We start from the raw sequence: 24,993 nt of genomic DNA, 5'->3' as shown, positions 1-24,993 counted from the left end.
CAGCTAACGCCCTTGCCAATGTCAATCGGGGACCCTTCCGACTATTGACACAACCACGGCAGCCCTTGACACTAAACGCATATACTTGGTTAGTCAAAGGGGGAATTGCTGCCGGATGAGCACACTCAGACCACAATTCATATTTGCGGCACTGGCACTAATGGCCGGGCTCAGCTCTTGCGCATCTGAAGCGCCCAAGCTTGGCGAACCGGAGTCAAGCCAACAGTCCGTAGCGACCGAATCAGCACCGTCCAATGATTCATACGCCAACGTCCCCCAGGACCAAATTCAAGAGGACGGGATGGACGTTGATTTTCTTTGGAATTCAGGGGACCCATTTTACGGATACAACAAGTATCCGGTTGTCGCGCGAGTGTATATCGAGTCCATCGATGGCGGGCGCACATTCAGTCCGGTTTCCAAACAAAATGTTTTCCCGCAGACTTTTGGCAGGATGACAATCCGCGAAGTTTACAAGGGTGATATCACGCCCGGCGCACGAGTCAGCTATTCACGGGCTGGCGGAATCGTAACCTACGATGACTACTGGAATAGCCTCAATCAGGCGCAGAAGGACAAGATCCTTAGCCTAAACAACGGCGGGAAGCCCAGTGGTACAAAATACGTAGAAGCGAGGGCCACAGACGACATCGACGTTGAAGTGGGCAAAGAATACACAGCACTCCTCTTGCCGCAGTCTTCAGAGGATGGAACCCTCGTCGAATATTCCATAACCGGATATCAGTATGGCCTTCGGGAGACCAAAGGCTCCGGCGCCGGGACAAAGGCACTCAACAACGAGACGCAAACTTGGGAAACCCTTGGCAGCTTTGTGAAGCTGCCCTAGCTTTCAGCGCAACTCCCGGCGTAACAACTTGCCCCACTCTGTGAGCCATGCCATATTCATTCCATGATCAGCCTGTTGGACAGCTGGACTGCTGGACAAACCAAAGTCGTAAGGGTCGGTGCCGCCGAGGCAGTGCTTGCCACTCTGCGTGCTGCCATTGAAGACGGCAGCCTTCCAGTAGGTTCACGCTTGGATTCGGAAGCCACGTTGGCGCAGCAGTTCGGCGTCAGCAGGACGATGGTCCGCGAAGCCTTGAAGTCTTCAAACGCCTTGGGCCTGACCGTAACCCGGACGGGCAAAGGCACATTCGTCATCGCCGACAAAGTTGGCCAGGACCTGAAACTGGGCAAGTACTCGGCGCGTGAACTCCTGCAAGCACGGCCTCACATTGAAGTGCCGGCTGCCAGCTTGGCCGCGGAACACCGCAGCCAGCAGGATGTTGAATCACTCCGGGAAATCCTACGGGCCATGGATGAAGAAGAAGACCTGGAACAGTGGGTCATCCTCAATTCCGAGTTCCACGCGATCATCGCCCGGAGCAGCGGCAATGGCGTCTTCGCATCGATGCTCTCTGATATCGATGAGGCCATGGCCAACCAGTCCAGCACCTTGAACCAGATGGTGGACCGGAGGAAGGAATCCGGACTTGAGCACGCGGCCATTTTCGACGCCATCGAAAAAGGCTCAGCGGAGGATGCAGGGATCGCCATGATGCGGCACCTTCATGGCGTCGAAGGATCGCTTGGGGCTGTCCTGCCGGTTCCGGCGCCCTAAAGCCCCGGATCGAACAACACGGCCCACCACACCATTCGAACGGGTTCAACGACGAATCCGAAACGTCTCATTGCGCCCCGCGGGGTGCCCGACCATAGGAAATGATGACTCAAAAGTCGACCCCTTGGACACGGCCATGACAACGACTTCCATCAACGCCCCCACCCGAACCACCAACAAGACCCGGACCCAACTCACCAGGACCCAAATCCTCAATTACCTCGCTCGCAACGGCGCAAGCAAGGTTTCGGATATCACCGACGGCGTCACAGCCTGCAAGGACACCGTCAAGGCACGCCTCTCCGAACTTGAGGAAGAAGGATCCATCCGGGCCAACGTCCCTGCCGACATCCGCGGGAGAACCACACCCTACTACTCGCTCACCACGGCCGGCCTTCCGGCCGAAACACCAAAAACGGTCATCACCGTGCACATCCAGCACGCTGCTGATGGCCGGCTGACATTGGCATTCGACGACTTCCCCGGACTCACCACCACCGCCCGGAGCTTCGTCGATATCCCAACAGCGGCCCGCAGTGCCGCGTCACGCCTTACAGGCCATCTGGAGGACAGCTTCGCAGTCCACATCCGGTTCTGACCCAACGACGGCGGTACGCACCATCCGAGGGATGCGCGCCTCTGGTGCGGGCCGCCGTCGTTCGCCCGCGTCGTTTTGTGGGATTCCTCCCGCAGTATTGGTAAGGATACTTATTACCAATGCACACAACCCATGGCGTTGCGCCTTGGGAGAGCGCAGTATGGGTGGATGAACGCCACCAGCGCCGATCTCCCGGCGCAGGGTGGTCCTGCCGCATTCGGGACCCGCCTGCACCCGTGGAGTCGCTACGTGGCCCTGGGTGATTCTTTCACCGAAGGGGTAGGCGATCCGGAGCCCGGCAGCCCGGGCGGCCTGAGGGGCTGGGCTGACAGGGTTGCGGAAGAATTGAGCGCGGGGCACCATGACTTCGCCTATGCGAACCTCGCAGTACGCGGACGGCTGCTCCACGAGATCCTGGAGGAGCAAGTGGGCCCCGCCCTAGGCCTGCAGCCGGATCTGATCACGCTCAATGCCGGGGGAAACGACCTTCTCTTCCACAGGAGCGATCCCGACAAGCTTGCCCTTGAACTTGACGCCGGCGTGAAAATTCTGGCCGCCACCGGCGCAACCATACTGCTTTTTGCGGGCCCGGACTGGGGCGCAACCCCGGTGCTCGGACATACGCGTGGCAAAGTAGCCATCTTCAACGAAAACATGCGCATCATCGCTGCCCGCCACGACGCCGTGATCGCCGACCTCTGGGCGCTGCGCCAGCTCACCAACCCCCAGATGTGGGACCCGGACCGGCTTCATTTCTCCCCACTGGGCCAGCACACTATCGCCATGATGGTGCTGGATACGCTCAACGTCCCGCACACCCTGGAGCCAATGATTCCCAAAGCCCTGCCTCCCCGCACTTGGCGGGAGGCGAGGACGGACGACATCGTGTGGGCGCGGGAGCATTTGGTGCCATGGGTTCTTCGGCGTCTCACGCAGCGGCTGGCCGAAGACAACCGACACCCCAAGCGCCCGGATCCCGGACCTGTTTTCGGCGCTGGGATGCCGCCGGGGACGTACGTGGGAACCAACCCACACGACGACGCAGAACCCTAGGAACTAGCCCGTGGGTTGGGCTTCCGCTTGAGCGCGAATGCTCCAGGCGGACCAGTCCAAGGGGTGAACGGAGGGGCGTCCGAGCAGATACCCCTGGGCCGCGGTGACTTTCAGTGCCGTTACTTCCTTGAGTTCCGCTGGGGTTTCGATGCCTTCCGCAACCACCGCAGCGCCAACCTCGCGGGCTAGCTCCACCACTGCCCTGGCCCGGATCCGCTGCCCCTCGCTGCCCTCAATTCCTTCAATCAGATGGCGGTCAAGTTTGATGATGTCCGGGCTCAACTCGCTTAACCGGTCCATGGAAACGAAGCCTGCCCCGGAAGCGCTGACGGCGACACGCAGGCCCAGCGAGCGCAGCTGGCCAAGTCCGTCGTCGCGCGTTTGGCCTTCAAGTGCTTCCAAGCTGCCGGTCAGTTCGACGATGATCCGTTCAGGTGCCAGTGACGCAGCAGCGAGCAGGTTCCGCACCCTTGGGTCGCGGGACGTCGCGGGAGTGAGGTTCAACGCCACGTACATGTCGTTGGGAACATCTTTGGCCGCAGTCAACGCGCAGTGAAGGGCAGCGATCTCCAGTTCGGTCCCCAGGCCCGCTTCCGCTGCCTCGCGGAACCATACGTCCGCGCCCGCTCCGTCCTCACCGACAAACCGGGTGAGTGCCTCAACGCCCACCACGTTTCCATCGGGCAGGGCGTGGACGGGCTGGAAAGCCGTGAGCAGAAGCTTGTCCGCGAGGATCGCCTGGATGTCTTCGCGAACGTCTTGGCTGACGGGAACCGTCACCGTGCGCGCTGCGTCCGAGGACTCAAGGTGGACGCTCGAGGACTCGCGTTGCGCTGCAACGGCGGGCTCTGATGCCGACGTCTTCCGGGTTTCCAGCAGATGCTCCAGCAACGCCCCCTCGGGATCCTCTGGACGGGCTTCCACCAGCCGGCGAAGACTGTTCCTGGCCCCTTCACTCTTGGGATCCGAATCAGAGAGGATGGCATCGATGATGTCCATCACCTGTTCGCGCATCGTCATGTCCTGGGCGGACGGGGACGCCTCGACGCCCTCGGCTGATGGGTGGTCAGCACCGCCGCTCGGTGGAAAAGAGCCCGTTTCTTGAGCCATTGAATATTCCTTTATGAGTATCCCCCGCTGGCTAAGCCAGACATGACCTGGACCCGGAAAAGCATGGGTCCTGCCACGAATCTTACAGAGAATTCGTCCGTTCCAGTTAGGGGTTTGACCCAGTATGGGAAAACCGTGTCGTCCGGCCACCAGCACTGACATGCTTGAGGTGTGACGTCGACTTCCTTGGAATCCCGGACCGCGCTCACCTGGAAGCTTTTACCAGCAGCGCTTCTCTCCGTGTCCGGGGTGCCGTTTTTCGTGCTGGAAAACGATTTAGCCGGTTACGCACTCCTCGCGGCGAGTATTGCCACGGCTGCGTTTATCGACCACGGCTTGATGCGGCATCTGGCGTTGGTCGGTGCTGGAATGGCCATTATCAGCCTGGTGCCGCTGAACGCGGACCTGGGCATCGAGCACATGGCACTCATGGGTGGCGCCTTGGCTTTGGCCGTGCTGGTTCCGTGGCTTGCATCCCGCTTCCTGTATGGCGAAAAGATCATTAAGTTTCCCGTCAACACAGGCCGCAGATGGCCCCTGGCCGCGAAGCTATACCTGGTGGGCGTCGTAGCCCTTGGATACTTCATCCTTCCCGTTTACCTGATCCGGACCGGCGTCTACCAAAACTGGCCGGACGCCTCCGACCCCACTATTTTCTGGCGGCTCTTCCTTGGAGTGAACGCCGTGGGAATTTGGGACGAGCTGTTCTTCATCTGCACCACGTTCACGCTGTTGCGCCAACACTTCCCGGACTGGCTGGCCAACCTGCTGCAGGCTGTGGTCTTCTCGTCCTTCCTGTGGGAGATCGGCTACCAGGCGTGGGGGCCGCTGCTGACCTTCCCGTTCGCGTTGCTGCAGGGCTATACGTTCAAGCTGACGAAGTCCTTCACTTACGTGGTGTCAGTGCATCTGCTCTTCGATTTTGTCCTCTTCCTGGCCCTGGTACATGCGCACAACCGTGACTGGTTACCGATCTTCCTATATTGAGCTCACGTTCCGGCCCCAGGAGCAATCTCCCTGGCCATGTCATCCAGGAAGCGCGTCACCGTTTCCCGTTCCCTTGCGTTCAGGCGCGCTGCCGCCAGAAAGCGCCTGGCTTGCTGACGGCCAACGGTCCGCATGGCCGCCTGGTGAGTGTCAGGAGTGATCGCAATGGCAAGGGCACGCCTGTCGGAGGGATGCGCTTGCCTCGTGATGTGTCCCGCGCGTTCCAACCGGTCGAGCAACTTGGTGGTGGACGCCGTCGAAATGCGCAGGTGCGCAGCAATGGCGCCGGGGGTGGCGATGGCTCCACTGTTGGCACTGACTATCAGGTAGTGGAGGGCGCGCATGTCTGAATGGTTGAGCTTCATGTATTTGAGCGAGGCCTCAGACAGCCGATCTTCGGCATCACGCAGCCTTCCAAGGGCGCTCATCAGTTCACTGATTTGTTGAACATCGGCGTCCGATAGGCCTTCACGGTCCACGAGTTCATGCTGGGGATCGTTGACGTTTACGTCGTACATGCCCGTGGAAACCGAGGCTTCGATTTCATCCGGGCTGTTCATTCTGAGTATGTTACACCTATCTTCCTACATGGTAATCTTCTAGCTAGCTTGTCTAGCTATCTTGGAGTGGATCCTGAAATGGATCCTGAATGTAGAAGGCGTCCGAAGGAAGGCACAGGAATGAACGCGACGGAAATGGTCGTCCTTCTCGACGACGCCGGCCGGCCCATCGGCGAGGTGGACAAAGCAGGGGTCCACAGCAAGGAGACGCCGCTCCATCTCGCTTTTTCCTGCTACCTGCTCAACCACGCTGGTGAGCTGCTCCTGACACGTCGGTCCCCCGAGAAGAAGACATGGCCAGGTGTGTGGACCAATAGCTTTTGCGGCCATCCGGCTCCGGGCGAGGACCCAGAGGATGCGGTTCTCCGGCGCGCCCGCCACGAACTCGGAGTGGACGTCAGGCGGATCGAACTGGTCCTCCCTGGCTTCCGCTACCGCGCGGTGGATCCTTCGGGCATCGTCGAGAATGAGATTTGCCCGGTCTATGTTGCACGGATACTGGGACCGCTCAGGCCAAATCCATTCGAAGTCGCTGACTACGCATGGGTCACTCCGGGACTCCTTGCGGAAGCCCTGGAGCGCGCTCCCGCGGTCTTCAGCCCATGGCTTGCACTGCAGTTTCCACAGCTCATCGAGGTTCAGGCCCTGGCGCTCGGAGCCCAGGCATGACTGTCATGTCCAGTGCCACCCGCCGGAGCACTGAGCGTAGCAGGACTGATCGCAGCAAGAGTGACCTCTGCTCCGCCATCGAGGACGAACTGGGCGGACTCATGTCCAGCAAGGCTCTCGCGGCCGCCCCTTACGGCCCGGGTTTCGCCAGGCTCTGGGCCATTGCCAGCGAAAATGTGCTCGGCGGGAAATTTGTGCGCCCGTTGCTGCTCATGGAAACGTACGACGCCCTGCAACAGCCTGAAACACGCAGAGACCATCACTCCTCAAACCGGCAGACCGCCATCGGCATCGCGGCCGCCGTCGAGATCCTGCACTATGCCTTCCTCCTCCACGACGACGTGATCGACGGCGACCTTGTCCGTCGCGGCAGGCCAAACCTGATCGGGACCCTCCTGACCGAGGCAGGGTTCCCGGGCGGAGACGACAAGAACCAACAAGCAAAACTGCACTGGGCCCGGACAGGTGGGATCCTGATGGGCAATATGCTGCTGGCGGCTACGCACCAATCTTTCGCAAGGGCGGACCTTCCCCAGGCGCTACGCTTCCGACTCCTCGATCTCCTGGAGCACACCATCAATGAGACGGTTGCCGGAGAGCAACTCGATGTTGGCCTGGGCGACGGCATCATCGCCCCCGAACTTGAGACAATCCTCATGATGTGCGGCTATAAGACCGCCACCTATACCTTCGAACTTCCGCTTCGCGCAGCCGCCGCCCTCGCCGGCGCTGAACCTTCCGTTGAGTCGGCGCTCGCGACGGCGGGCCGCCACCTTGGGCTGGCCTTCCAACTCCAGGACGACTTCTTATCCACGTTCGGGGATCCCCGCCAGCACGGCAAGGATCCCTTCTCCGATCTACGTGAGGGCAAGCAGACAGCAATCATCGCTTATGCCCGGATGACCAACGCGTGGCCGGAAATCGAACCGTGGTTTGGCCGGCCCGAACTCAGCGACCCGGAAGCGCAATACGTACGCCGCCAACTTGCCGACTGCGGCGCCGAGGCCTTCGTTCAGGGCCTGGTCCAAGAGCAATTGGCAGACTTCCACCAAATCCTGGGAAACCATGCAGCAGAGATTCCGGAAAGCGCACGCACCGTTTTGATCGATCTCGCCGCGCAACTGGAAGGACGGAAATCATGAGCATCGATATTGATACGTCCTTCACGCACTTCACGCGGACCGCCGAACGCGCCGCCAACCAGGTCATCGCCGCCTATTCCACGTCGTTCGGTCTCGCGACCCGGCTGCTCGGCCCCCGGCACCGCCAGCACGTACGCAATATTTACGCTTTGGTGCGGGTGGCCGACGAACTCGTGGATGGCGTCACTGCCGAAGCCGGCCTGAGCCACCAGCAGCAGAACGACGCCTTGGACCACTTCATTGATGAGACCCATCGCGCGCTCAAGATCGGCTACAGCAGCGACCTCATCATCCATGCCTTCGCCCAAACGGCACGAACCGCAGGCATAGATGAGTCCCTGACAGACCCCTTTTTTGCCTCCATGCGCATGGACCTCGGCGAGCGCGGGGCCCGTCAGGGCGCTCCGCTCCGGTTTGATGCCGAGGCACACCAGGGCTACGTTTACGGATCCGCGGAAGTGGTTGGGCTGATGTGCCTTTGCGTCTTCATGCGAGGTCAGAACATCGACGACGGCGACGCCGCGGCCTTGCGGTACGGCGCCAGCAGGTTGGGCGCTGCTTTCCAGAACATCAACTTTCTGCGCGACCTCTCCGATGACACTGACCGGTTGGGCCGCAACTACCTGGGCACAGCCGATCACCTCGAGGACCAGGATCGCGTGGAATGGGTGAAGACAATCCGGTCCCAGTTGGACGATGCCAAGGCCGTCATTCCCCTCCTTCCGCATGACGCCCGGGCCGCGGTCAGAAGTGCGCTCGCGCTGTTCGCTGCCCTGACCCGCCGCATCGAGCAGACAACCGTTGACGAGCTGTACCATTCCCGTGTTCGCGTTCCCGATGTCTTCAAGGCGGGACTGGCCGCCCGCGCAGTCGCGGCCACCTGGCTGGAGCCCCGCGGATGAGCCGCCCCCGAATGATACGGACAGTGGTGATCGGCGGTGGCATCGCTGGGCTTGCCACCGCAGCGCTCCTGGCGCACGAAGGCCATGAGGTACAACTTCTGGAGCGACTCGACCGCGTCGGAGGCCGAGCCGGAACGTTGGAGCGGAACGGTTTCCGTTTCGACACAGGACCTTCCTGGTACCTGATGCCGGGCGTCTTCGACCACTTTTTCGAGCTGCTCGGAACCAGCACCGCAGAACAGCTCGATCTTCGAACGCTCAGTCCCGCTTACCGCGTCTTCAGCGAACCAAACCACGACGGCGGCCGGCCGGATCCGCTCACCGTCCCGCTGGGCAGCGAACAGGTCATGCGGGCATTCGAGCAGGTTGAGCCGGGCAGCGCAGCGCGCCTCGCGGCCTACCTGGCCTCGGCAAGGCACACGTCCGATATGGCTGAACGCTTCTTCCTTTACAACCCCTTCACCAAGCTTCAATCGCTCATCCAGCCCGAGATCCTGCGCGGCCTGCCGGACCTGGCCCGCCTCCTGCTCACTCCCCTGGAGACGTTTGTCTCCCAGCGCTTTCAACATCCGGTGCTGCGGCAGGTTCTGGGCTACCCAGCCGTCTTCCTCGGCACAGATCCTGCCAACGCGCCTGCGATGTATCACCTGATGAGCGCACTGGATCTTGGCGATGGGGTCCAGTACCCCATGGGCGGCTTCCGGCAACTCGTCGAGCGCCTTGAAGCCTTGGCAGTTGACGCCGGTGTACGGATCCAGACCGGCGCTGAGGTCCTCCAGATCACCACGCGCGAAGCAGCCCTCCCGGGCGGCAAGGGCCATCTGGGCGGTTTGGGCCGCCGTCGTCGTTTGCCTGGCACCGCAAAGCGGGAGGTGACGGGTGTCCGGTGGCGGGAGAAGCACGGCTCTGGGGATAGGCAGCATTTCAGCGTGGCCGACGTCGTGGTTTCCGGCGCGGATCTGCACCATACCGAAACCACCCTCTTGGCCGCTGAGGACCAGAGCTATCCCGGTACATGGTGGCAGCGCCGAACCAGCGGCCCCGGTGCCGTGCTGGTGATGCTCGGAGTGAAGGGGCGGCTGCCGGAACTCCCGCACCACTCGTTGTTCTTCACCAAGGACTGGCAGGCAAACTTCGCGTCGATCTTCGGGGATCAGCCCGGTATCCCGGACCCTGCTTCGATCTACGTCTGCAAACCCAGCGCCACCGACCCGGATGTCGCCCCGCGGGACCATGAGAACCTCTTTGTGCTCATCCCCCTCCCTGCGGACCCGGCAATCGGATCAGGCGGCCCGGACGGCACTGGCGACTCCCTGATTGAGAAGACTGCCGACGCCGCCATCGACCAGATCGCGGAATGGGCCAACGTTCCGGATCTCCGCGGGCGAATCGTGGTCCGGCAAACGATCGGCCCCGGCGACTTCTCCCGCGACTACAACTCGTGGAACGGGGGCATGCTCGGCCCTGCGCACACCCTGCGACAGAGCGCGATGTTCCGCGCCCAGAACGCCTCCAAGCGGGTGAGGGGGCTGTTCTATGCCGGCGCGACCACGGCACCTGGCGTAGGCGTGCCGATGTGCCTCATTAGCGCAGAACTGGTACTGAAACGGATTCGCGGGGATCACAGTGCCGGGCCTTCCGTCATCGACTCCAGCCCGCTGAAGCGCACCAACAGCAGGTTGGGCTAATGGGCATTGTTTATCTGGCCGCGCTGCTGGCCGGCATTGTGTGCATGCTGCTGCTCGACCATCGGTTCACCTTGTTCTTCTGGCGTGACGCCAAAGCTGCAGTGACGGTGACCGGCGTCGGGGTTTTGTTCCTGCTCGGCTGGGACTTGGCTGGTATCGGCCTGGGGATCTTCCTGCGTGGCGAGGGTGCGATCGCCACGGGGATGATGCTTGGACCGCAATTGCCCATTGAGGAGCCTGTTTTCCTGCTCTTTCTAGTGCTGTGCACCATGGTGCTCTATACGGGGGCACGGCGGTTTCTTTCGAGTAGACCTGCGAGGCCGCGTGAGAGGGAGAACGCATGACGTACCTGTGGCTCTCGCTCGCATTCGTCACTGTCGCCGCCGTCGCGGGCGTAGCCTTTGCCCGCAGAAGTACCAGCTCCGGCGAAAACAGTCATCACTGGAAAGCAGTTGGGCTTTCCTTCGGGGGCCTGGCCGTGCTGACTGCTGCGTTCGACTCCGTCATGATCGCGATGGAACTCTTCCACTACGACGCCTCACACATTTTGGGCCTGAAAATCGGGCTCGCACCCGTGGAGGACTTCGCCTATCCCCTGGCTGGCGTGCTGGCACTTCCCGGGCTCTGGGTGTGGTTGACGCGGGGGCCGGAAGCAGGCCGGGACAGGGGCCGCAAAGGTCTCGCCCATCAAGCAGTAGTCGCCTCACGCCCCGTCAGTTGGATCAACACGGCCTATCCTTTCGCGGCAGCCATGTTCCTGACCACCCGCGAGGTGGACTGGGTCTTGGTGGTGGGAACGCTTTACTTCCTTATCCCCTACAACCTGGCGATGTACGGCATCAACGATGTGTTCGACTACGCGTCGGACCTTCAAAACCCACGCAAGGGCGGCATCGAAGGTGCCCTGCTCCGGCCCGGACTGCACCGCCCCATACTGTGGCTCGCGACCATTACCAATGTGCCATTCCTTGTGGTGTTGGCATTGGCGGGTAGCCCTGCGACCTGGCTGAGCCTCGGGGTGAGTGCCTTCGCCGTGGTTGCCTACTCTGTAGCAGGACTCCGTTTCAAGGAACGCCCTGTCTTGGACTCGCTGACGTCGAGTACGCACTTCGTGAGTCCCGCCGTCGTGGCGTTGACGCTGGCGGGCGCCGACGCGACGCCGGGGCTGGTCATCCTGCTCGCCGCATTTTTCATGTGGGGCATGGCGGCGCACGCTTTTGGAGCAGTGCAGGACATTGAGCCGGATCGGCAGGCCCACATCGCTTCAATAGCGACAGTCTTCGGTGCCCGGCGAACGGTGCGACTCGCCGTCGTGCTTTGGCTGGTGGCGGGTCTCGCCATGCTGGCCACGCCCTGGCCGGGGCCGCTCGCAGCGGTGATCGCCGTCCCATATATCGCCAATTGCGCGCCCTGGTGGAACGTCACGGATACGACGGCGGCACGCACCAACGTTGCATGGCGCCGATTCATCTGGCTCAACTACGGATCGGGATTCCTGGTCACGCTGATACTGATCCTGCAGTGGAACCTGACGTCATGAAGGGTTAGGTTCCGCATCCTTTGGTTGTTCGCCGGTTGGGTCGTCGTCGATGGTGTCCACGGCCTCGCGCATGTTCTGCAAGAAGTCCATCACCACCCGTGCTTCTTCCGGGCTCAGGGCACTGGCAACGTCCAAAATGCGGCGGTGCATTCCACCCAGAGTGTGCCGGACTTCCTGATCCGATCCGGGGGTGGGGCGCAGAATCAAGGCCCGGCGATCGGTAGGGTGCGGTTCCCGCCGGATGTGGCCCGAGTCCACCAGGCGATCGATCAGCGTGGTCATTGACGCCGACGTTATGCCCAACCGATCGCCCAGGTCCTTTGGCTTCATCACTTTGCCCGCGGCTTCGGCTTCGAAAAGGTACCGCAAGGCCAGCAGGTCCTTTTCGCCCATGCCCATGGCAGAACGGGTCCTCCGACGCATGGCCTGTTCCGAGACGCGATAATCCCGCAGGGCGTTCAGAACATCAACGGCAAGGGCTTTCTGTCCAGGGTCCTTGCCGTACCAATAGCCCTTCGCGTGGCCGTTTGCATCCATCCCTGATCCTTCGATAAGCGTGAAGCTTGTTTCCCTAGCTTCTGATACTAAGTCAGGGTGCTGGGCGAACGCATTTACGTGCCTCCACACAAGACATCGCGGGTTTTCCACATAGGTACTTTTGTGCGCGAAGAAAGTCTGTACGTGCTGGCAGAGTGTGGGTATGGAGCGGATTCGGGACGGGCAAACAGTTACGGTGGCTTCCGCTGCGGCTGGTCCTATTCCTGTGCCTGGTGGCTCGGCGGTTGGGGCGTTGCTCGCCGTGTTGGGCTCTTTTCGCGTCAGCGCGGACAGCGCCGGTCTAATCGACCAGATAAGGGGCCTGGAAAACGCGAAATCCGCCATCGCAGCCTTGCAGGCGAAAGCGTCGGTGGCGTTTGACCTGGCCCAGCGCCATGAACAAGCGGCTGCCGGGGTGCCCGTATCGGAGCAGGGCCAGGGTGTCGCTGCGCAGCTCGCGTTGGCCCGGCGCGAATCGCCCAACCGCGGATCGCGTCTCCTCGGATTGGCGAAGGCCCTCGTCACGGAGATGCCCCGCACCATGGCAGCCCTGGAATCCGGGCAGCTCAACGAATGGCGGGCCACCCTGCTCGTGAAGGAAACAGCCTGCCTGTCCGCCGAAGACCGCTGCGCGGTGGATGAGGAGCTCGCCCCCGATACCGGAACCTTCGAGGGCGCCGGAGATCGGGCGATCATCGCCGCCGCGAAAGCCGCCGCCTACCGCCGGGATCCCCGATCCATCACCCAGCGCGGGGCCCGCGCCGCAACCGAACGGCACGTCAGCCTTCGCCCGGCGCCGGACACCATGACCATCCTCACCGCACTGCTGCCCGTCGGCCAAGGCGTCGCCGCCTACACCGCGCTCACACGGCACGCGGACTCGGCCCGATCCGGCGGTGACACCCGCACCCGCGGCCAGCTCATGGCCGACACCCTCATCGACCGCCTCACCGGCACACCCGGCGGCATCACCGGCGTTGACGTCCAACTGGTGATGACGGACCGCACGCTCTTCCAAGGCGATGCCGAACCCGCACGGCTCCAAGGCTACGGAATCGTCCCCGCAGAATGGGCAAGAACCCTCCTCGCCAAAGGAAAATCCGGGTCAGATGAGAACGCGGAGGCCGGTCCGGAATCCACGGCCGGTCCGGAATCATCAGCCCGTGAGGAGTTCAAAGTCCTGCTCCGCCGGCTCTACACCTCCCCCGCCAGCGGCGAACTGCTGGCCATGGACTCCAAAGCACGACTCTTCCCGCCGCGGCTCAGACGATTCATCGAAACCCGCGACGACACCTGCCGCACCCCCTACTGCGACGCACCCATCCGCCACATCGACCACGTCATTACCTGGCACGACGGCGGACCCACCAGCCTGGAAAACGGCGCCGGGCTCTGCGAAGCCTGCAACCAAACCAAAGAAAACCCCGGCTGGAGCGCAAAAACAATCAGCGGCAGCCGACATCAACTGGAAGTCAGCACCCCCACGGGACACACATACCAATCCAAAGCCCCACCCCTGCCAGGGCACACTCGCGCCCCAGCATCTACACCTCCACCGTCTTCACGGTCTTCGGCGTCTTCACCATTAACCGGGTTTTCCATGGAGGGGCATCTGTTGGAGAACGTTTTGCTGCATCGAGACCACTACAACTGACACCTGATCGAATCCCGGGTACCAGGGTTATGCCGAACAAGCTTTCTTCAAGGCTTGGACCGACTCAGCCGGGACCTCGTCTCCAGGCTCAGCAAGCTGGTTGAGCGGAGTCGTGATTTCAGCGGGAACACCGGCTGTGCGGGCAGCAGTGACCAACCCACCGAGCACCTGCTTGTCCTCAACGCTGACCAATCCGTCCTGGACCACGGCACAGATTTGCTTGTTGACTTCCGCGGCTGCAGCCGTGGCTACCTTCGAGGCTGCTTCGCTGGCGGCGGTTCATGAGGTCCAGCTCGCTCGGCCAAATGTATCGGTGCGGTGTCCGATCGATCCGCGCATCCCGCCCGTCCGCCAGGTCCGGACCGAATCGCACGTGATGCGAGATGACGTGCTGGTGAAGCACGTCATAGGTGTCCACCAGGAGATACCCGGATTCGCTCACTTCCACTGTTCCCCCGTGTCCGGGTGGGAGAGAACGAAGCTGTGGCACCCATTCCAGATCACGTAATGATTGACATGACATAACTCACATTCTGTAAGCTTGATTGAAAGTCACGCAGCCGGCTTCCCTTGATCTATTTCGGGAGGTCCGCATGGCCCCGAATTCCCTCAAATCCGAGATCCTTCTCGCCCATGGAGTCGCATCTTCCGCGGCTGCTGTCGCTCGAAGAAGAGCAGCAGGACACCATGTTGCGCCCAACAAACCTGACGCGCTCCTCGGAGCGATAGCCGTACGGCAACTGTTTCACCGCTGGCCTTTGGTTCCGTCCCGCGAACTTGAACGCATCCGCCACGTCCTCATCCATTGCGACCAGCTGGGCTCAGCCGACACACACCATTTGTCCGAGCCTGCCCAAGCGCTGCTTGAGCTCATCAACAACGAGTTGGATCGGCGTCGTTCATCGGGTCATTCGACGGCGGCCAACACGCAGGCAGCCGACATAATGCAGCCAGGCGCCGCCTAATGGCCGGGCATTTTGAAGTCTTTGACGCCATTGGGGGCGACTGCCGGGTGCGCCTGGTCGACGACGACGGGACCGAACTCGCGCTCACCGTCACCTACAGGGATAAAGGTGCAGCGGCCAAGGCCATCTACACGCTCAGGGAGATCGCAGCGAGTGGCCTCATTGAGGACCACACGTCTGCGTTTCCCTCGCGCCGCTGAACGCACTAGCGGTCGCTCCCGGGGCCGGGAACAACCGCTAGTGCATCCAGCTAGTCCAAGTCGCCGAGCCGTTCAGGCCCGCACGATGGGGAGTCCCGCCGTCGGGAAGACGCTGGGAAAGATCGACGGCGGTGGGACGGGCACCGTCTCGAGCGGCACCGTGACGGTGTCCGCGCCGACGGTGACGTCGTGATCCCGAACCCGGACGGGTAGCGGCTCATCGCTGTAACCCGATCCGGTCACGAGTGCCAGCCCGATGGATCCTTGCGCGAGATCCACGGACAACAGGCGACCACAGACCTTGAGCCGGAAGGAGAGGCCTTCCCACTCGCCGGGCAGCCGCGGATCGAAGCGCAGTACCTCGCCCTGATCGCGCATTCCGGCGAAGCCGCAGACCAACGAACTCCAAATGCCGCCGGTGGAGGCGATGTGGACGCCGTCGATCGTGTTGCCGTGTGAGTTGTCCAGGTCAATGAACAGTGCCTCGGTGAAGTGCTTCAGCGCGACGTCGCCATACCCAACCTCGGCGGCCATGATGCCTTGCACGCAGGCGGACAGGGTGGAGTCTCCGGTGGTGATGGGATCGTAGAAGTCGAAGGCACGCTGCTTTTCCTCAGCCGAGAAATCCTGCCACTGGAGGAACATTGCCAGCACGGTATCGGCCTGTTTGAGGACTTGGTGCCGGTAGATCACCAGGGGGTGGAAGTTCAGCAGCAGCGGATACTTGGACTTGGGCGTATTCCAATCCCACGGCTCCAAGGTCATGAAGTCGTTGTCCTGGCTGAACACCTCCAGGTGGGGATCGTACGGCAGGGACATGCGCTCGGCAGCTTGGCGCCACACCATGCGCTCGGTTTCGGCGATGCCCGCGTGTTCCAGCGCAGCCGCGGCGCGGAGGTTAAACCGGGCCATGACGTTGGTGTAGAGGTTGTCGTTGACCACGGCGGTGTATTCATCCGGACCGGTGACGCCGTGGATGTGGAACATTCCGTCTTTGCCGAAGAAGCCCAGGGAAGCCCACATGCGCGCGGTCTCAATCAGCAGCTCGGCGCCGATGTCGGCACGGAAGCTGGCGTCGCCGCTGGCCCATTCGTAGCGGTTGGCGGCAAACGCGATGGCTGCGGCGATGTGGAACTGGGCGGTTCCTGCGGCATAGTAGGCACTCGCCTCCAGGCCATTGATGGTGCGCCACGGGAACAGCGCGCCGTCCACGCTGAGTTCCTTGGCGCGGACACGCGCATCCGGAAGCATGGCGTGCCGTGATTCGAGCACTTTCCGGGCACCGACGGGGTTGGTGTACGTCAGGTACGGGAGGAGGTAGACCTCCTGGTCCCAGAAGTAGTGGCCCTCATAGCCGGAGCCGCTCACGCCCTTCGCAGGGATACCGGCAACGCCGGCCCGTGCCGTTGCCTGCGCCAACTGGAAAAGCGCCCAACGCACGGCTTGCTGAAGTTCGGGCTGTCCCCCGATCGAGACATCCGCGGTGGTCCAGTACTGGCTGTAGTGCGCCTGGCTCTGCGCGAGGATTTCGGAGAACGGCAGCAGGTTGGCTTCGGCTTCCGCGGCCAGGCTCTCACCGCCATCGTCATCGGCTGTCAGGGTACGCCCTGCCACGACGTAACTGACCGTCTTCTCCAGACGGAACGCTTCGCCGGCGTTGATGGCCAGGACGTAGCGAACAGACGATTCATCCTCTGCCACAACAGTCTCAAAGGGCTGGCCTTCGGCGGAGATCCAGTGATCAACTGCCATGGCGATGCGCTGGCGCGATTCTGAGGTCTCCCATGCCAGCCGCAGGGAGCCATCGGCGCCTTGGAGGTGAAGCGGCAACAGGACACGGCCGGCGTGCCGGCCGGATCGGCGGGGGTCGTGGACCGAGTGGTCCTCCACAGGCTGGTCCTGGCGGTTTACGACGCCGGAGATGATGTCCGCGGACACGTCACGGTCAGCGCTCACAGACAGTTCCAGGCCAAGACATCCGCGGGAATCGAAACCAACGGCCCGGCGCTCTACCGTTGTGACAGTAGCGCCTGAGCGGCACGCCCACGTGGTGGTTTCCTCGTAGACGCCTGTGGAGAAGTCCACGCTCCGGTGATAATCCAGCACTGTGGATTCGGCCAGGCTGAGGGCCTCGCCGTCGATTGATACCGTGAAGTTGTTGGCGTCCGGAACATACACAATCCGCTGGCCAGTCCGTGCGAAACCATAAGCATTCTCGGCGTGCTTGATGTCCCAGATCTCGTGGAAGCCGTTGATGAACGTGCCGGGAAGTTCGCCGTCGCCGCGTGTGGAATGGGCGCCACGGATGCCGAGGTGGCCGTTGCCAAGGGCGAACAGCGTTTCCAGGGTTCCCTCGTCACCGGGGACGTGGATACTTTCCACGAGCTTCCAGGGCTCGCAGGGAAAGCGCAGCCGATCAGAGCTGATGAGTGCCATGGGCTAAAGAGGTCCTTCGAAAAGTTGGGTCAGAGAAGATCGTTGAGGTCGTCGACCACCAGCGTGGCGCCGGCGTCGAGCAGTGTTTGGCGGCCAGCACCGCGGTCAACGCCAATGACGGCCTGGAAGTTGCCGGCACTGCCGGCCTGCACGCCGGAAACGGCGTCTTCCACCACAATGCATTCCTGGGTGGGGACGTCCAGCAGGGACGCAGCGTATGTGAACGTGGCGGGGTCCGGCTTGCCTGGGAGCCCGACGGCGGCAGCTACCTGACCATCGACCACAACTGTGAAGTGGTGGTCGAGTCCGGCTGCCTTCAGTACAGCGGGGGCGTTGCGTGAGGAGGACACGACGGCGACCTTGAGTCCCAGCTCCAGCGCGGCGTTGATGAACTTGACCGAGCCGGCGAAGGGCTCGACGCCGCGGGTGTCCACGATCTCGTTGAAGATGGCGTTCTTGCGGTTTCCCAGGCCTTGCACGGTTTCATTTGTGGGGGCGTCGTCCGTGGGCCCTTCCGGCAGCGTGATGCCACGGGAAGTCAGGAAGTCCCGGACGCCATCGAAGCGCGGCTTGCCGTCGATGTGGTCGAAGTAGTCGCTCTCCTGGTAGCTCTGGGGGTGGCCGGCCTCAGCGAGGTAACCATCGAACAGTTCCTGCCAGGCCTGCTCATGCACCACGGCGGTGGGCGTCAGCACGCCGTCGAGGTCGAACAAGAGCGCCGAAGCGCCAGTCCAGGCATTACGAAGATCAGTCATGTGCATAGTTCCGTTCAGCGCTTGTGGCGCGTGGTATTGCGTTCGATGAGCTTGGTATCGAGCAAGTGATTGGAGGGTGGGTTGGGGGGATCTGTATTCAAAAGTCGTTCGCACAGCAGGTTCGCGGCGAAGGCACCCTGGTCGGCAACGGGTTGCGCCACGGTGCTCAGTCCCAGGAACCAGCTCATGGGATGGTCATCGATTCCGATCACGGAAACGTTTTTGGGCACGGACATGCCATGTTCCCGCAGCGCCATAAGAGCGCCGAACGCAGCCTCATCACAATGGGCGAACACTGCAGTGGGCCGTACGCCGCGGGTGATGAGTTCGGTCATTGCCCGGCGGCCGTCGTCGATGCTTGGCCCAGCAGCCACTACAAGGTCCGGGTGGACGGTGAGGTGGTGTTCATCCAGTGCACGCCTGAAGCCGTGGAACCGTGGGGTCTCAGTCACAACGGGGTGTTCATTGCTCGAGAGAACGGCCAAGTCCCAATGGCCCAGCCCCAGCAGGTGTTGGGTGGCCTGCCAGGCTGCGTGCTCGTCATCGATACCAACATTGTCCCACGGAACATTCCGCATGCCCACGCTGGCAATTGCCAACCCGGATGCTTCCAACGCTTCCACTTCGGCGGGGTCGAGGTCGACATTGAGCAACAGCAGCCCATCCACCCTTTGTGCCAGACGTTCAAGGTCGCCGAAGACTTGCTTACGGACGCTGGTCTTGTTGCGAAGGCTGATAAGGATGGTGTCGTAACCGCTGTCGCCGAAGACCTCTTCTGCTGCCTCCACGGCCTGTGCGAAGAACCACGCTGTGGCGGTGGGGGCGACGATGGCCACGGAACCCGTGCTGCCGCCGGCCAGTCTTGATGCTGCAGCCGAGGCTTTGTAGCCCAGCTTGTTTGCGGCTTCCGCCACTTGCCGTTGAGCCTTTTCGGAAACGTTGGGGAGATTCCTCAGAGCCCTGGACACCGTACAAATGGACAAGCCGGAGAGGACTGCAACGTCCTGGATTGTCACCCTGTGAGTCCTAACCATGCAACACGGCCTCAACCCTTTCCATACTCGATTACACCTTGGGGTAACGGCCCTGGGCCCCGGGACAACTCCACATTGGGGCGGCCGCAAGCCAAAAGTGTAAGCGCTTACAATTTTGTCATTCAATAGTGTGTGGCCGAATACGAATTTGTGACGCGAATCTCACGGAAAGATTGATTCTGGCCCGCTGATGCCGTCTAATCCGGGGCCTGTTTCAGGAACGTCAGTGCTCATTTAGTACGTAGTACCTAAGGAACGCACTGACGTCCACCAGCTCCGGCGGCTCGATCCTGTGACCCATTCCCGGGTAGGTACGCGCCGTCAGGGCTACGTTCGCCTGCAACCACTCCTGGGTGTGGGCGATGGCGTCTTCGTTGATCACCGGGTCCGCTTTATCGCGGCCCCAAAAGAAGGGCGGACGCGATTCAAAGGATTCGCTGAGCGCCAGGAGGTCGTTGTCCAGGACAAAGCCGGACAACCCCACCGTTGCCTTGAAGGCGTGGGGCCGCAGCCGCAGGAGCGTGCTGGCCATGGCCATTCCCTGCGAGTAGCCCAGCAAGCTGACGCTGCTGTGGTTCTCCTTCACGGTGTTGATCCAGTTGAAGACGGAGTTGGTGGAGGCAATGACATCGGCGAAGTCGTTGGTCAGGAAGTAGTCCAGGAGGAACCAGCCGTAGTGGTCGCCGATGTCCTTGGGGCCGCGGAGCGCCGCGCAAGTGAATTCTGGGGGAAGATACGGAAACAGCTCCACCATGCGCTGCTCACTGGTGCCGTAGCCGTGCATCATTACCAGCAACGGAGTGCCCGCGCGCTCGTTTTCTGGCTTCGACCAGACCACTGAATCCATGGGACGAGCCTAGTAGACTGGCCCCATGACACCGCAGGAACTGGCCAACCTGGCCCATCTGCGGCGCGCCCGCGATTTCATCGATCGCGAGTACGCGCGGCCCTTGGATGTTCCCACCATGGCAGCCGGCGCCCTCATGTCGCCTGCGCATTTCTCCCGCCAGTTCAAGGCAGCTTACGGTGAATCGCCGTACAACTACCTCATGACCAGGCGCATCGAACGGGCCATGGCCTTGCTGCGGACGGGAACCAGCGTCACGGATGCGTGCATGGAGGTGGGCTGTACGTCCCTGGGCTCTTTCAGCTCACGCTTCACGGAGATCGTGGGCATAACGCCCAGCGAGTACCGTTCCCGCGAACACCACGCTGTGAAGGCGATGCCCACCTGCATCGCCAAGCAGCACACCCGCCCTGAAAGAAAGGGCAACAACAACCTGAGCAGGATTGAAGAAGCGCCCGAGCCACAGCTGCAATAGCGTGTGAGACATGAACATTTCATTGAAGTACGCACACGTCACCGTCAACGATGTCGATGAGTCGCTCGCCTTCTACCGCGACGCCCTCGGCCTGGAAGTCCGGAACGACGTCGGCTCGGACGGCCAGCGCTGGGTTACCCTCGGCAGCGATGCCCAGCCCGACCTCGAACTCGTCCTGTCCCCTCCACACGCGGGCCGCTCCCAGGCTGATGGCGACGCCATCCAGGAGCTGCTCACCAAGGGCGTCATGCCCATGCTCGTCTTCAACACGGACGATCTTGACGCCACGTTTGAAAAGCTGCGCGCCTCGGGCGCCGAAGTCCTCCAGGAACCGATTGTGCAGCCTTGGGGTCCCCGCGACTGCGCCTTCCGCGATCCGTCCGGCAACATGATCCGCATCAACCAGGGCTAACGCACAAGCATCCGTACACTAGTGGCTCAGTAGTCCAGCGTTCGAACGCTCGCCGTACTCATGCGTCGATGCGATGGCGGCAGAAACGACGTCGGACAAACGAAGCCGCCGGCTGTAGGCCTGGCGCTGCAAGCGCTCACCACTTCCGCGACGAAGGATCTTCGCCACGCCTGCGCGCGCCAGTGCCAGGTCGCCGGATTTTGTCAGCGCCCCGCGGACATGCCGCAGCAAGGCCCCTGCCACATCGGCGGCAGGATAGGGTCGTTGGTCCATCGGATGAATCAGTTGATCGTTGATGCCAAAGCGGCTGGACCGCCAGTTAGCCATGCGCAACAGGCTGGTCAAAGCGTCCGACGCCGGCTCCCCCTTACGCCACTGCGTTGCCGCGGTCTCTACTAGAGCCCGGGCAATCACCGCGATGGTGAGGGCATCTTCCGCGTACAAGCAGACGTCCGCTATGCGGAGTTCAACGGTGGGATGTCCCCTGGAAAGACGGGCATCGAAGTAGATCATGCCCTCATCCAGGGGGACGCCAGTGCGCAGAAGGTTCCCGAGCACCGTACGGTAGCACTCCGCCGAACCGAAGACATCCATGGGCCCAGCAGTGGGCCACCTGTTCCAAATCTGGGTCCTGTAACTGGCAAAGCCTGTGTCGGAGCCCATCCAGAACGGGGAATTCGCACTCAAGGCAAGGAGCACCGGCAGCCATTGGCGCATCCTGTCCAGGATGCCCACCCCTTCATCCGGCGATTCGATGGCCACGTGGACGTGGAATCCGCACGTGAGCTGCTCGCGCGAAATGAGTCCGAACTCGGTTCCCATGGTTGCATAGCGTGGGTTGCCCAAGGTGGGCGTCGCGTGGAACTCGGGGGGCGTGGCCAAGGCTGCCACCCGGGCCCCCAAGGTTCGCGCAGCGGAGTCGGCCAACGCCCGCCCAAGGCGGATCTCGTCGCGAAGCTCCGCTGCCGTCCGGCAGGGCCGGGAATTGACCTCAATCTGTTCCTGTTTGAACTCCGATTTGAGGGATTCACCGGCCTCCGGATTGCTGGCTGTGTTCATGTGGGGTTGGGCGGCTATGTCCAGGATGCCCGCGGCAAACGGGAGCGGCATCCCGTCAACGGGATCTGCGATCAGCAACTCTTCCTCGACGCCAAATGTGCGCATAGCCACCCCTCCCCGCAGTAATGAAATTAGCGACCGTAGCTATCCGACGTGGCGCGGAACCTCCATCTGGAAGCCGCAACGGCAATGGAGCACCTGTGTTTGCAGGTAGACCTCGAGCAGGCTCGGGCCGCCCGGATCATCCGTGCTCCGGGGTGCCTCGATGATGCTTTCGGAGGGACGTCCCAGCGTCATGGGCTCGCCACAATGCGTGCAGCTGAACCACAGGCCCGCTGCGGACGTAGACAGGAATTCGGTTTGGATCTCCGGTACGAGTTCGGCCAGGGGCACGGGGTGGGCGTAAAAAGTGTCGCACTCACTGCAGGTGTAGCTGACTTCAACGATTTCGGACTGGTTCGGCTCTGCTTCTACAACGGTCTCAACGAAAATGTACGAATCAGTATCGCAAACTGTGCACCAAGGCCGGGTGGCGGTGTCAAAAGTTGCGGGTTTCGCCCCAACCACAGGTTTCGGGGCGGGAATCGGGGAACCAAGCGTCATTGCCATTCTCCTTTTATGCACGTATCCACCGTGAGGTGGCTTCCGACAACATATTGAATCGCGTCGGGAGAAGCTGATTGCTCCTCAAGGAGGCCTGCATGGATGCACGCGGCGAGCCGGCCGATAGTGGCCACAGCTTCAGGTGCAGTTCTTGGACCATCTTGGATGGCTCCAAGTCATGAGTCTCCAAGGGCTATCTGCTTAACCCACCTATGAATGTAGTTCACTAGTGGCGGGCGTCACAAGTGTGCAAGGTCCGATCCAGGCCCAGGAACTACGGCCTACGGCTCAAAGTGGGCCACGGGTGCTTCGTTGGCCACGGTCTTGATGAGCTGCTCAGCCACGTCCCTGAGTTTTTGGTTGCGGCCGTTGGATGCCTTGGTGAGGATCTTGAACGCCTCGTCCTGGCTACAGCGGTTTTGGCCCATGATGATGCCACAAGCCAGGTCAATGACAGTCCTTGACTGCATGGCAACCTGAAGGTCATCGGCGTGCTGCTGCTTGATGCCAATCCTGACGGCCAACCTCAGCGAGCGTTCTGCCTGGCTGGCGTACAGCTCACAATTCCGGATGGTCTCGTCGTCGTACACATTGGCTTTCGGGGCGAAGAAGTTCAGCGCGGCGGTAGCTCCCTCATCCAACTCCAGCGGCACGCAGAGGGCCGAGAGGTGCCCTCGTTCTGCAATGACAGTGCAGTAATCACGCCATCTTTCCTCAGTGGCAGTATCGGGAACATGCACCGTGCTGTGGCTTCGCATGGCCTCCAGGCAGGGACCATCGCCGTAAGCTTGCTGAACTTCATCGATCAGCCTCGCTTCATGGGTGCTCCCGGCCACAGTGGCAGACCGGCGGCGCCTGCTCAACGTGATCCCGCACAGGACATCCAGGCCCACGGCTTCGGAAACGGAGGCCGCGGAGAAGACTGCAAGATCGTGCAGGAAACCCGCTACATCATCGCTGTCAATGACGAGGTCCTGAAGTTGTTCAGGCACTGAAACATCGTCGAGTGGCGGGGCAGTATCTGGCCGGGCTGGGACATCGTCCGGCACCGCAAAATCAACGTGCATTTCGTCCATGCCTCAGTCTACGATCGTCCAGTCCCATCTCGTTAGCCCTCGAAGAACAAGCACTGGAATCCTTGCATCTGCGGTACACCTATGTGCACAATCTAGCTACGTCCGCTTCGCCGGACAGGCTTTACCGCTCATGCAGACGGGCACCACGCATTCACAATGCAGAGGTGAATCCATGTCGGCCCAGCCCGCGTCCAGAGTTCCGGACGAAGCCCATCAACCAGACGAGCCCCTATGGTGTACGCGCTGCAATTCCGACCAGCATCTGGTGGTGGACTCGATCCAATCCCACTACCCTCCCGCACCCAACACGGTGGATGTTGCCTACGAATGCCGCACCTGCAATTACTCCTACGACCAGACTGCCACCGTCCAGAGGGTGGCAGTCGTCCTGAACCGGCCCGGGGGCTCCCAGGGCATACTCCAATTTGGAGGCCAGTATCTGCATTGCGGCGAACCCATGAGGACCACCAGCTGCGAACGGCGGCGGATCCAGGCTCCTCTTGTATTGAAACCCGGCAGCCAACTACGCATGTACGAGGTCATCATCAATACCCGGATCCTCGGCTGCCCATGCGGCTTCCACATGGAAATCCCGGACTAACGTGTCACCCAGACTCCGTGAGCTACGAAATCCAGTTTTGACAGAGGCGGACGCACAGAGAGGAAAACATGCAGACCGAATCAAAGAGGGACGAGTCTCGAGTTACCGATTCTGATCACAGGCCGGTCAGAAAGCACAAGCTGCCGGATCCACCGGACCCGGACAATCTTCCTATCGACTACCCCACCTCCGGGTGGGACTCCTCCCGGTACTCCTCAAGCGTCGCGCGCGAGCTTCATCGGCGGGCTAGTCATCTGAGGAGCGTTTGACCTTGAGTGGATTCCCGCCGGACCCTTCTCATCCCGATCCCACCAGGGAGCCGGGTCCCACACCTGAACCCGTTCCGTTGCCCGAGCCGGGGCCTCCCCCCGTACCGGATCCGACGCCGGGGCCAACAGTGCCGTCACCGCCAGGCCCCGGGCAAGCTCCCGGAGAACCGCCCGCACCCGCCCTTTAGGCGCACGCGAAG

The 24,993-nt window shown here is 61.8% G+C and carries 27 protein-coding genes and 1 pseudogene; 17 read left to right on the top strand and 11 right to left on the bottom strand.

The annotated features are described in order from the left end of the window. Positions 1 to 115 precede the first annotated feature (115 nt). The 4 genes from LDN75_RS01585 to LDN75_RS01570 all read left to right on the top strand — a co-directional run bounded on the left by LDN75_RS01585 (position 116) and on the right by LDN75_RS01570 (position 3,272). Complete coding sequence (locus LDN75_RS01585) at positions 116 to 847, top strand: hypothetical protein (protein ID WP_223935451.1); 732 nt, start codon at positions 116 to 118, stop codon at positions 845 to 847. A 66-nt stretch (positions 848 to 913) separates the two neighbouring features. Next, a complete protein-coding gene (locus LDN75_RS01580; RefSeq protein WP_223937454.1) occupies positions 914 to 1,621 on the top strand; it encodes a FadR/GntR family transcriptional regulator in 708 nt (235 codons plus the stop codon). Positions 1,622 to 1,757: 136 nt separating this feature from the next. Continuing rightward, the gene (locus LDN75_RS01575) at positions 1,758 to 2,219 is read left to right on the top strand and encodes a hypothetical protein (RefSeq protein WP_223935450.1); all 462 of its coding nucleotides are present in this window, start codon (positions 1,758 to 1,760) and stop codon (positions 2,217 to 2,219) included. 168 nt (positions 2,220 to 2,387) lie between these two features. Then, on the top strand, positions 2,388 to 3,272 hold the full coding sequence (locus LDN75_RS01570; RefSeq protein WP_223935449.1) for an SGNH/GDSL hydrolase family protein: 885 nt from the start codon (positions 2,388 to 2,390) through the stop codon (positions 3,270 to 3,272). A gap of 3 nt (positions 3,273 to 3,275) precedes the next feature. Here the strand turns inward: LDN75_RS01570 and LDN75_RS01565 are convergent, their stop codons facing one another. Further along, a complete protein-coding gene (locus LDN75_RS01565; protein ID WP_223935448.1) occupies positions 3,276 to 4,382 on the bottom strand; it encodes an EAL domain-containing protein in 1,107 nt (368 codons plus the stop codon). 171 nt (positions 4,383 to 4,553) lie between these two features. On the opposite strand from LDN75_RS01565, the gene LDN75_RS01560 reads away from it, so the two are divergent. Continuing rightward, complete coding sequence (locus LDN75_RS01560) at positions 4,554 to 5,369, top strand: CPBP family intramembrane glutamic endopeptidase (protein ID WP_223935447.1); 816 nt, start codon at positions 4,554 to 4,556, stop codon at positions 5,367 to 5,369. 2 nt (positions 5,370 to 5,371) lie between these two features. Here LDN75_RS01560 and LDN75_RS01555 read toward each other — a convergent pair whose 3' ends face one another. Continuing rightward, positions 5,372 to 5,929, bottom strand: a complete 558-nt coding sequence (locus LDN75_RS01555; RefSeq protein ID WP_223935446.1) for a MarR family transcriptional regulator — start codon at positions 5,927 to 5,929, stop codon at positions 5,372 to 5,374. Between the two features lie 120 nt (positions 5,930 to 6,049). Between LDN75_RS01555 and idi the strand changes: the two genes are divergently transcribed. From idi to LDN75_RS01525, 6 genes are read left to right on the top strand one after another with little or no spacing between them, the layout of a single operon-like run. Then, positions 6,050 to 6,598, top strand: coding sequence for an isopentenyl-diphosphate Delta-isomerase (idi, locus tag LDN75_RS01550; RefSeq protein WP_223935445.1), 549 nt, complete (start codon positions 6,050 to 6,052; stop codon positions 6,596 to 6,598). Continuing rightward, entirely contained in the window at positions 6,595 to 7,740 is a 1,146-nt protein-coding gene (locus LDN75_RS01545; protein WP_223935444.1) for a polyprenyl synthetase family protein, read from the top strand. The genes idi and LDN75_RS01545 overlap by 4 nt, the downstream gene beginning before the upstream one ends. Beyond that, positions 7,737 to 8,642: a squalene/phytoene synthase family protein gene (locus LDN75_RS01540; protein WP_223935443.1), complete on the top strand. Its 906-nt coding sequence runs from the start codon at positions 7,737 to 7,739 to the stop codon at positions 8,640 to 8,642. Before LDN75_RS01545 ends, LDN75_RS01540 begins: the two co-directional genes overlap by 4 nt. Before the next feature lie 11 nt (positions 8,643 to 8,653). Next, positions 8,654 to 10,330 carry a phytoene desaturase family protein gene (gene crtI / locus LDN75_RS01535; RefSeq protein ID WP_223937453.1) on the top strand — a complete coding sequence of 559 codons (1,677 nt, stop codon included), beginning with the start codon at positions 8,654 to 8,656 and terminating at the stop codon, positions 10,328 to 10,330. Next, entirely contained in the window at positions 10,330 to 10,674 is a 345-nt protein-coding gene (locus LDN75_RS01530; RefSeq protein ID WP_223935442.1) for a lycopene cyclase domain-containing protein, read from the top strand. The genes crtI and LDN75_RS01530 overlap by 1 nt, the downstream gene beginning before the upstream one ends. Then, entirely contained in the window at positions 10,671 to 11,870 is a 1,200-nt protein-coding gene (locus LDN75_RS01525; RefSeq protein ID WP_223935441.1) for a prenyltransferase, read from the top strand. The genes LDN75_RS01530 and LDN75_RS01525 overlap by 4 nt, the downstream gene beginning before the upstream one ends. Here LDN75_RS01525 and LDN75_RS01520 read toward each other — a convergent pair. Then, the gene (locus tag LDN75_RS01520; protein WP_223935440.1) at positions 11,865 to 12,407 is read right to left on the bottom strand and encodes a MarR family transcriptional regulator; all 543 of its coding nucleotides are present in this window, start codon (positions 12,405 to 12,407) and stop codon (positions 11,865 to 11,867) included. The genes LDN75_RS01525 and LDN75_RS01520 overlap by 6 nt on opposite strands. 163 nt (positions 12,408 to 12,570) lie before the next feature. Between LDN75_RS01520 and LDN75_RS01515 the strand changes: the two genes are divergently transcribed. Continuing rightward, positions 12,571 to 14,061, top strand: a complete 1,491-nt coding sequence (locus LDN75_RS01515) for an HNH endonuclease (protein ID WP_223935439.1) — start codon at positions 12,571 to 12,573, stop codon at positions 14,059 to 14,061. Between the two features lie 27 nt (positions 14,062 to 14,088). Here LDN75_RS01515 and LDN75_RS01510 read toward each other — a convergent pair. After that, a pseudogene (locus LDN75_RS01510) lies at positions 14,089 to 14,337 on the bottom strand (hypothetical protein); the annotation flags it as partial. A gap of 317 nt (positions 14,338 to 14,654) precedes the next feature. On the opposite strand from LDN75_RS01510, the gene LDN75_RS01505 reads away from it, so the two are divergent. Further along, positions 14,655 to 15,026: a hypothetical protein gene (locus LDN75_RS01505; protein ID WP_223935438.1), complete on the top strand. Its 372-nt coding sequence runs from the start codon at positions 14,655 to 14,657 to the stop codon at positions 15,024 to 15,026. Then, complete coding sequence (locus LDN75_RS01500) at positions 15,026 to 15,226, top strand: hypothetical protein (RefSeq protein WP_223935437.1); 201 nt, start codon at positions 15,026 to 15,028, stop codon at positions 15,224 to 15,226. Before LDN75_RS01505 ends, LDN75_RS01500 begins: the two co-directional genes overlap by 1 nt. 72 nt (positions 15,227 to 15,298) lie before the next feature. Here the strand turns inward: LDN75_RS01500 and LDN75_RS01495 are convergent, their stop codons facing one another. The 4 genes from LDN75_RS01495 to LDN75_RS01480 form a co-directional block, all read right to left on the bottom strand. Next, positions 15,299 to 17,662 (bottom strand): glycosyl hydrolase family 65 protein, encoded by a 2,364-nt coding sequence (locus tag LDN75_RS01495; protein ID WP_223935436.1) that lies wholly within the window; start codon positions 17,660 to 17,662, stop codon positions 15,299 to 15,301. A 29-nt stretch (positions 17,663 to 17,691) separates the two neighbouring features. Next, entirely contained in the window at positions 17,692 to 18,423 is a 732-nt protein-coding gene (locus LDN75_RS01490; RefSeq protein ID WP_223935435.1) for a beta-phosphoglucomutase family hydrolase, read from the bottom strand. Between the two features lie 8 nt (positions 18,424 to 18,431). Further along, positions 18,432 to 19,433 (bottom strand): LacI family DNA-binding transcriptional regulator, encoded by a 1,002-nt coding sequence (locus LDN75_RS01485; RefSeq protein ID WP_223935434.1) that lies wholly within the window; start codon positions 19,431 to 19,433, stop codon positions 18,432 to 18,434. Positions 19,434 to 19,674: 241 nt separating this feature from the next. Further along, a complete protein-coding gene (locus LDN75_RS01480) occupies positions 19,675 to 20,298 on the bottom strand; it encodes a phospholipase (protein WP_223935433.1) in 624 nt (207 codons plus the stop codon). A 25-nt stretch (positions 20,299 to 20,323) separates the two neighbouring features. Between LDN75_RS01480 and LDN75_RS01475 the strand changes: the two genes are divergently transcribed. Together LDN75_RS01475 and LDN75_RS01470 are read left to right on the top strand one after the other, a co-directional pair. Continuing rightward, a complete protein-coding gene (locus LDN75_RS01475; protein ID WP_223935432.1) occupies positions 20,324 to 20,773 on the top strand; it encodes a helix-turn-helix transcriptional regulator in 450 nt (149 codons plus the stop codon). A gap of 10 nt (positions 20,774 to 20,783) precedes the next feature. Further along, positions 20,784 to 21,185 (top strand): VOC family protein, encoded by a 402-nt coding sequence (locus tag LDN75_RS01470; RefSeq protein ID WP_216922497.1) that lies wholly within the window; start codon positions 20,784 to 20,786, stop codon positions 21,183 to 21,185. A gap of 18 nt (positions 21,186 to 21,203) precedes the next feature. On the opposite strand, the gene LDN75_RS01465 is transcribed toward LDN75_RS01470, so the two are convergent. From LDN75_RS01465 to LDN75_RS01455, 3 genes are all read right to left on the bottom strand, one after another. Beyond that, positions 21,204 to 22,349: a glutamate--cysteine ligase gene (locus LDN75_RS01465; RefSeq protein ID WP_223935431.1), complete on the bottom strand. Its 1,146-nt coding sequence runs from the start codon at positions 22,347 to 22,349 to the stop codon at positions 21,204 to 21,206. 39 nt (positions 22,350 to 22,388) lie between these two features. Then, the gene (locus LDN75_RS01460; protein WP_223935430.1) at positions 22,389 to 22,847 is read right to left on the bottom strand and encodes a hypothetical protein; all 459 of its coding nucleotides are present in this window, start codon (positions 22,845 to 22,847) and stop codon (positions 22,389 to 22,391) included. Positions 22,848 to 23,128: 281 nt separating this feature from the next. Beyond that, complete coding sequence (locus LDN75_RS01455) at positions 23,129 to 23,923, bottom strand: GAF and ANTAR domain-containing protein (RefSeq protein WP_223935429.1); 795 nt, start codon at positions 23,921 to 23,923, stop codon at positions 23,129 to 23,131. Positions 23,924 to 24,095: 172 nt separating this feature from the next. Between LDN75_RS01455 and LDN75_RS01450 the strand changes: the two genes are divergently transcribed. Then, the gene (locus LDN75_RS01450; protein ID WP_223935428.1) at positions 24,096 to 24,524 is read left to right on the top strand and encodes a hypothetical protein; all 429 of its coding nucleotides are present in this window, start codon (positions 24,096 to 24,098) and stop codon (positions 24,522 to 24,524) included. Positions 24,525 to 24,993: the final 469 nt, after the last annotated feature.

This window comes from Arthrobacter sp. StoSoilB5, assembly GCF_019977235.1.
GTDB lineage: Bacteria > Actinomycetota > Actinomycetes > Actinomycetales > Micrococcaceae > Arthrobacter.
The sequence above is the reverse complement of the archived record's forward strand: the minus strand, read 5'-3'. Positions and strand labels throughout refer to the sequence as shown.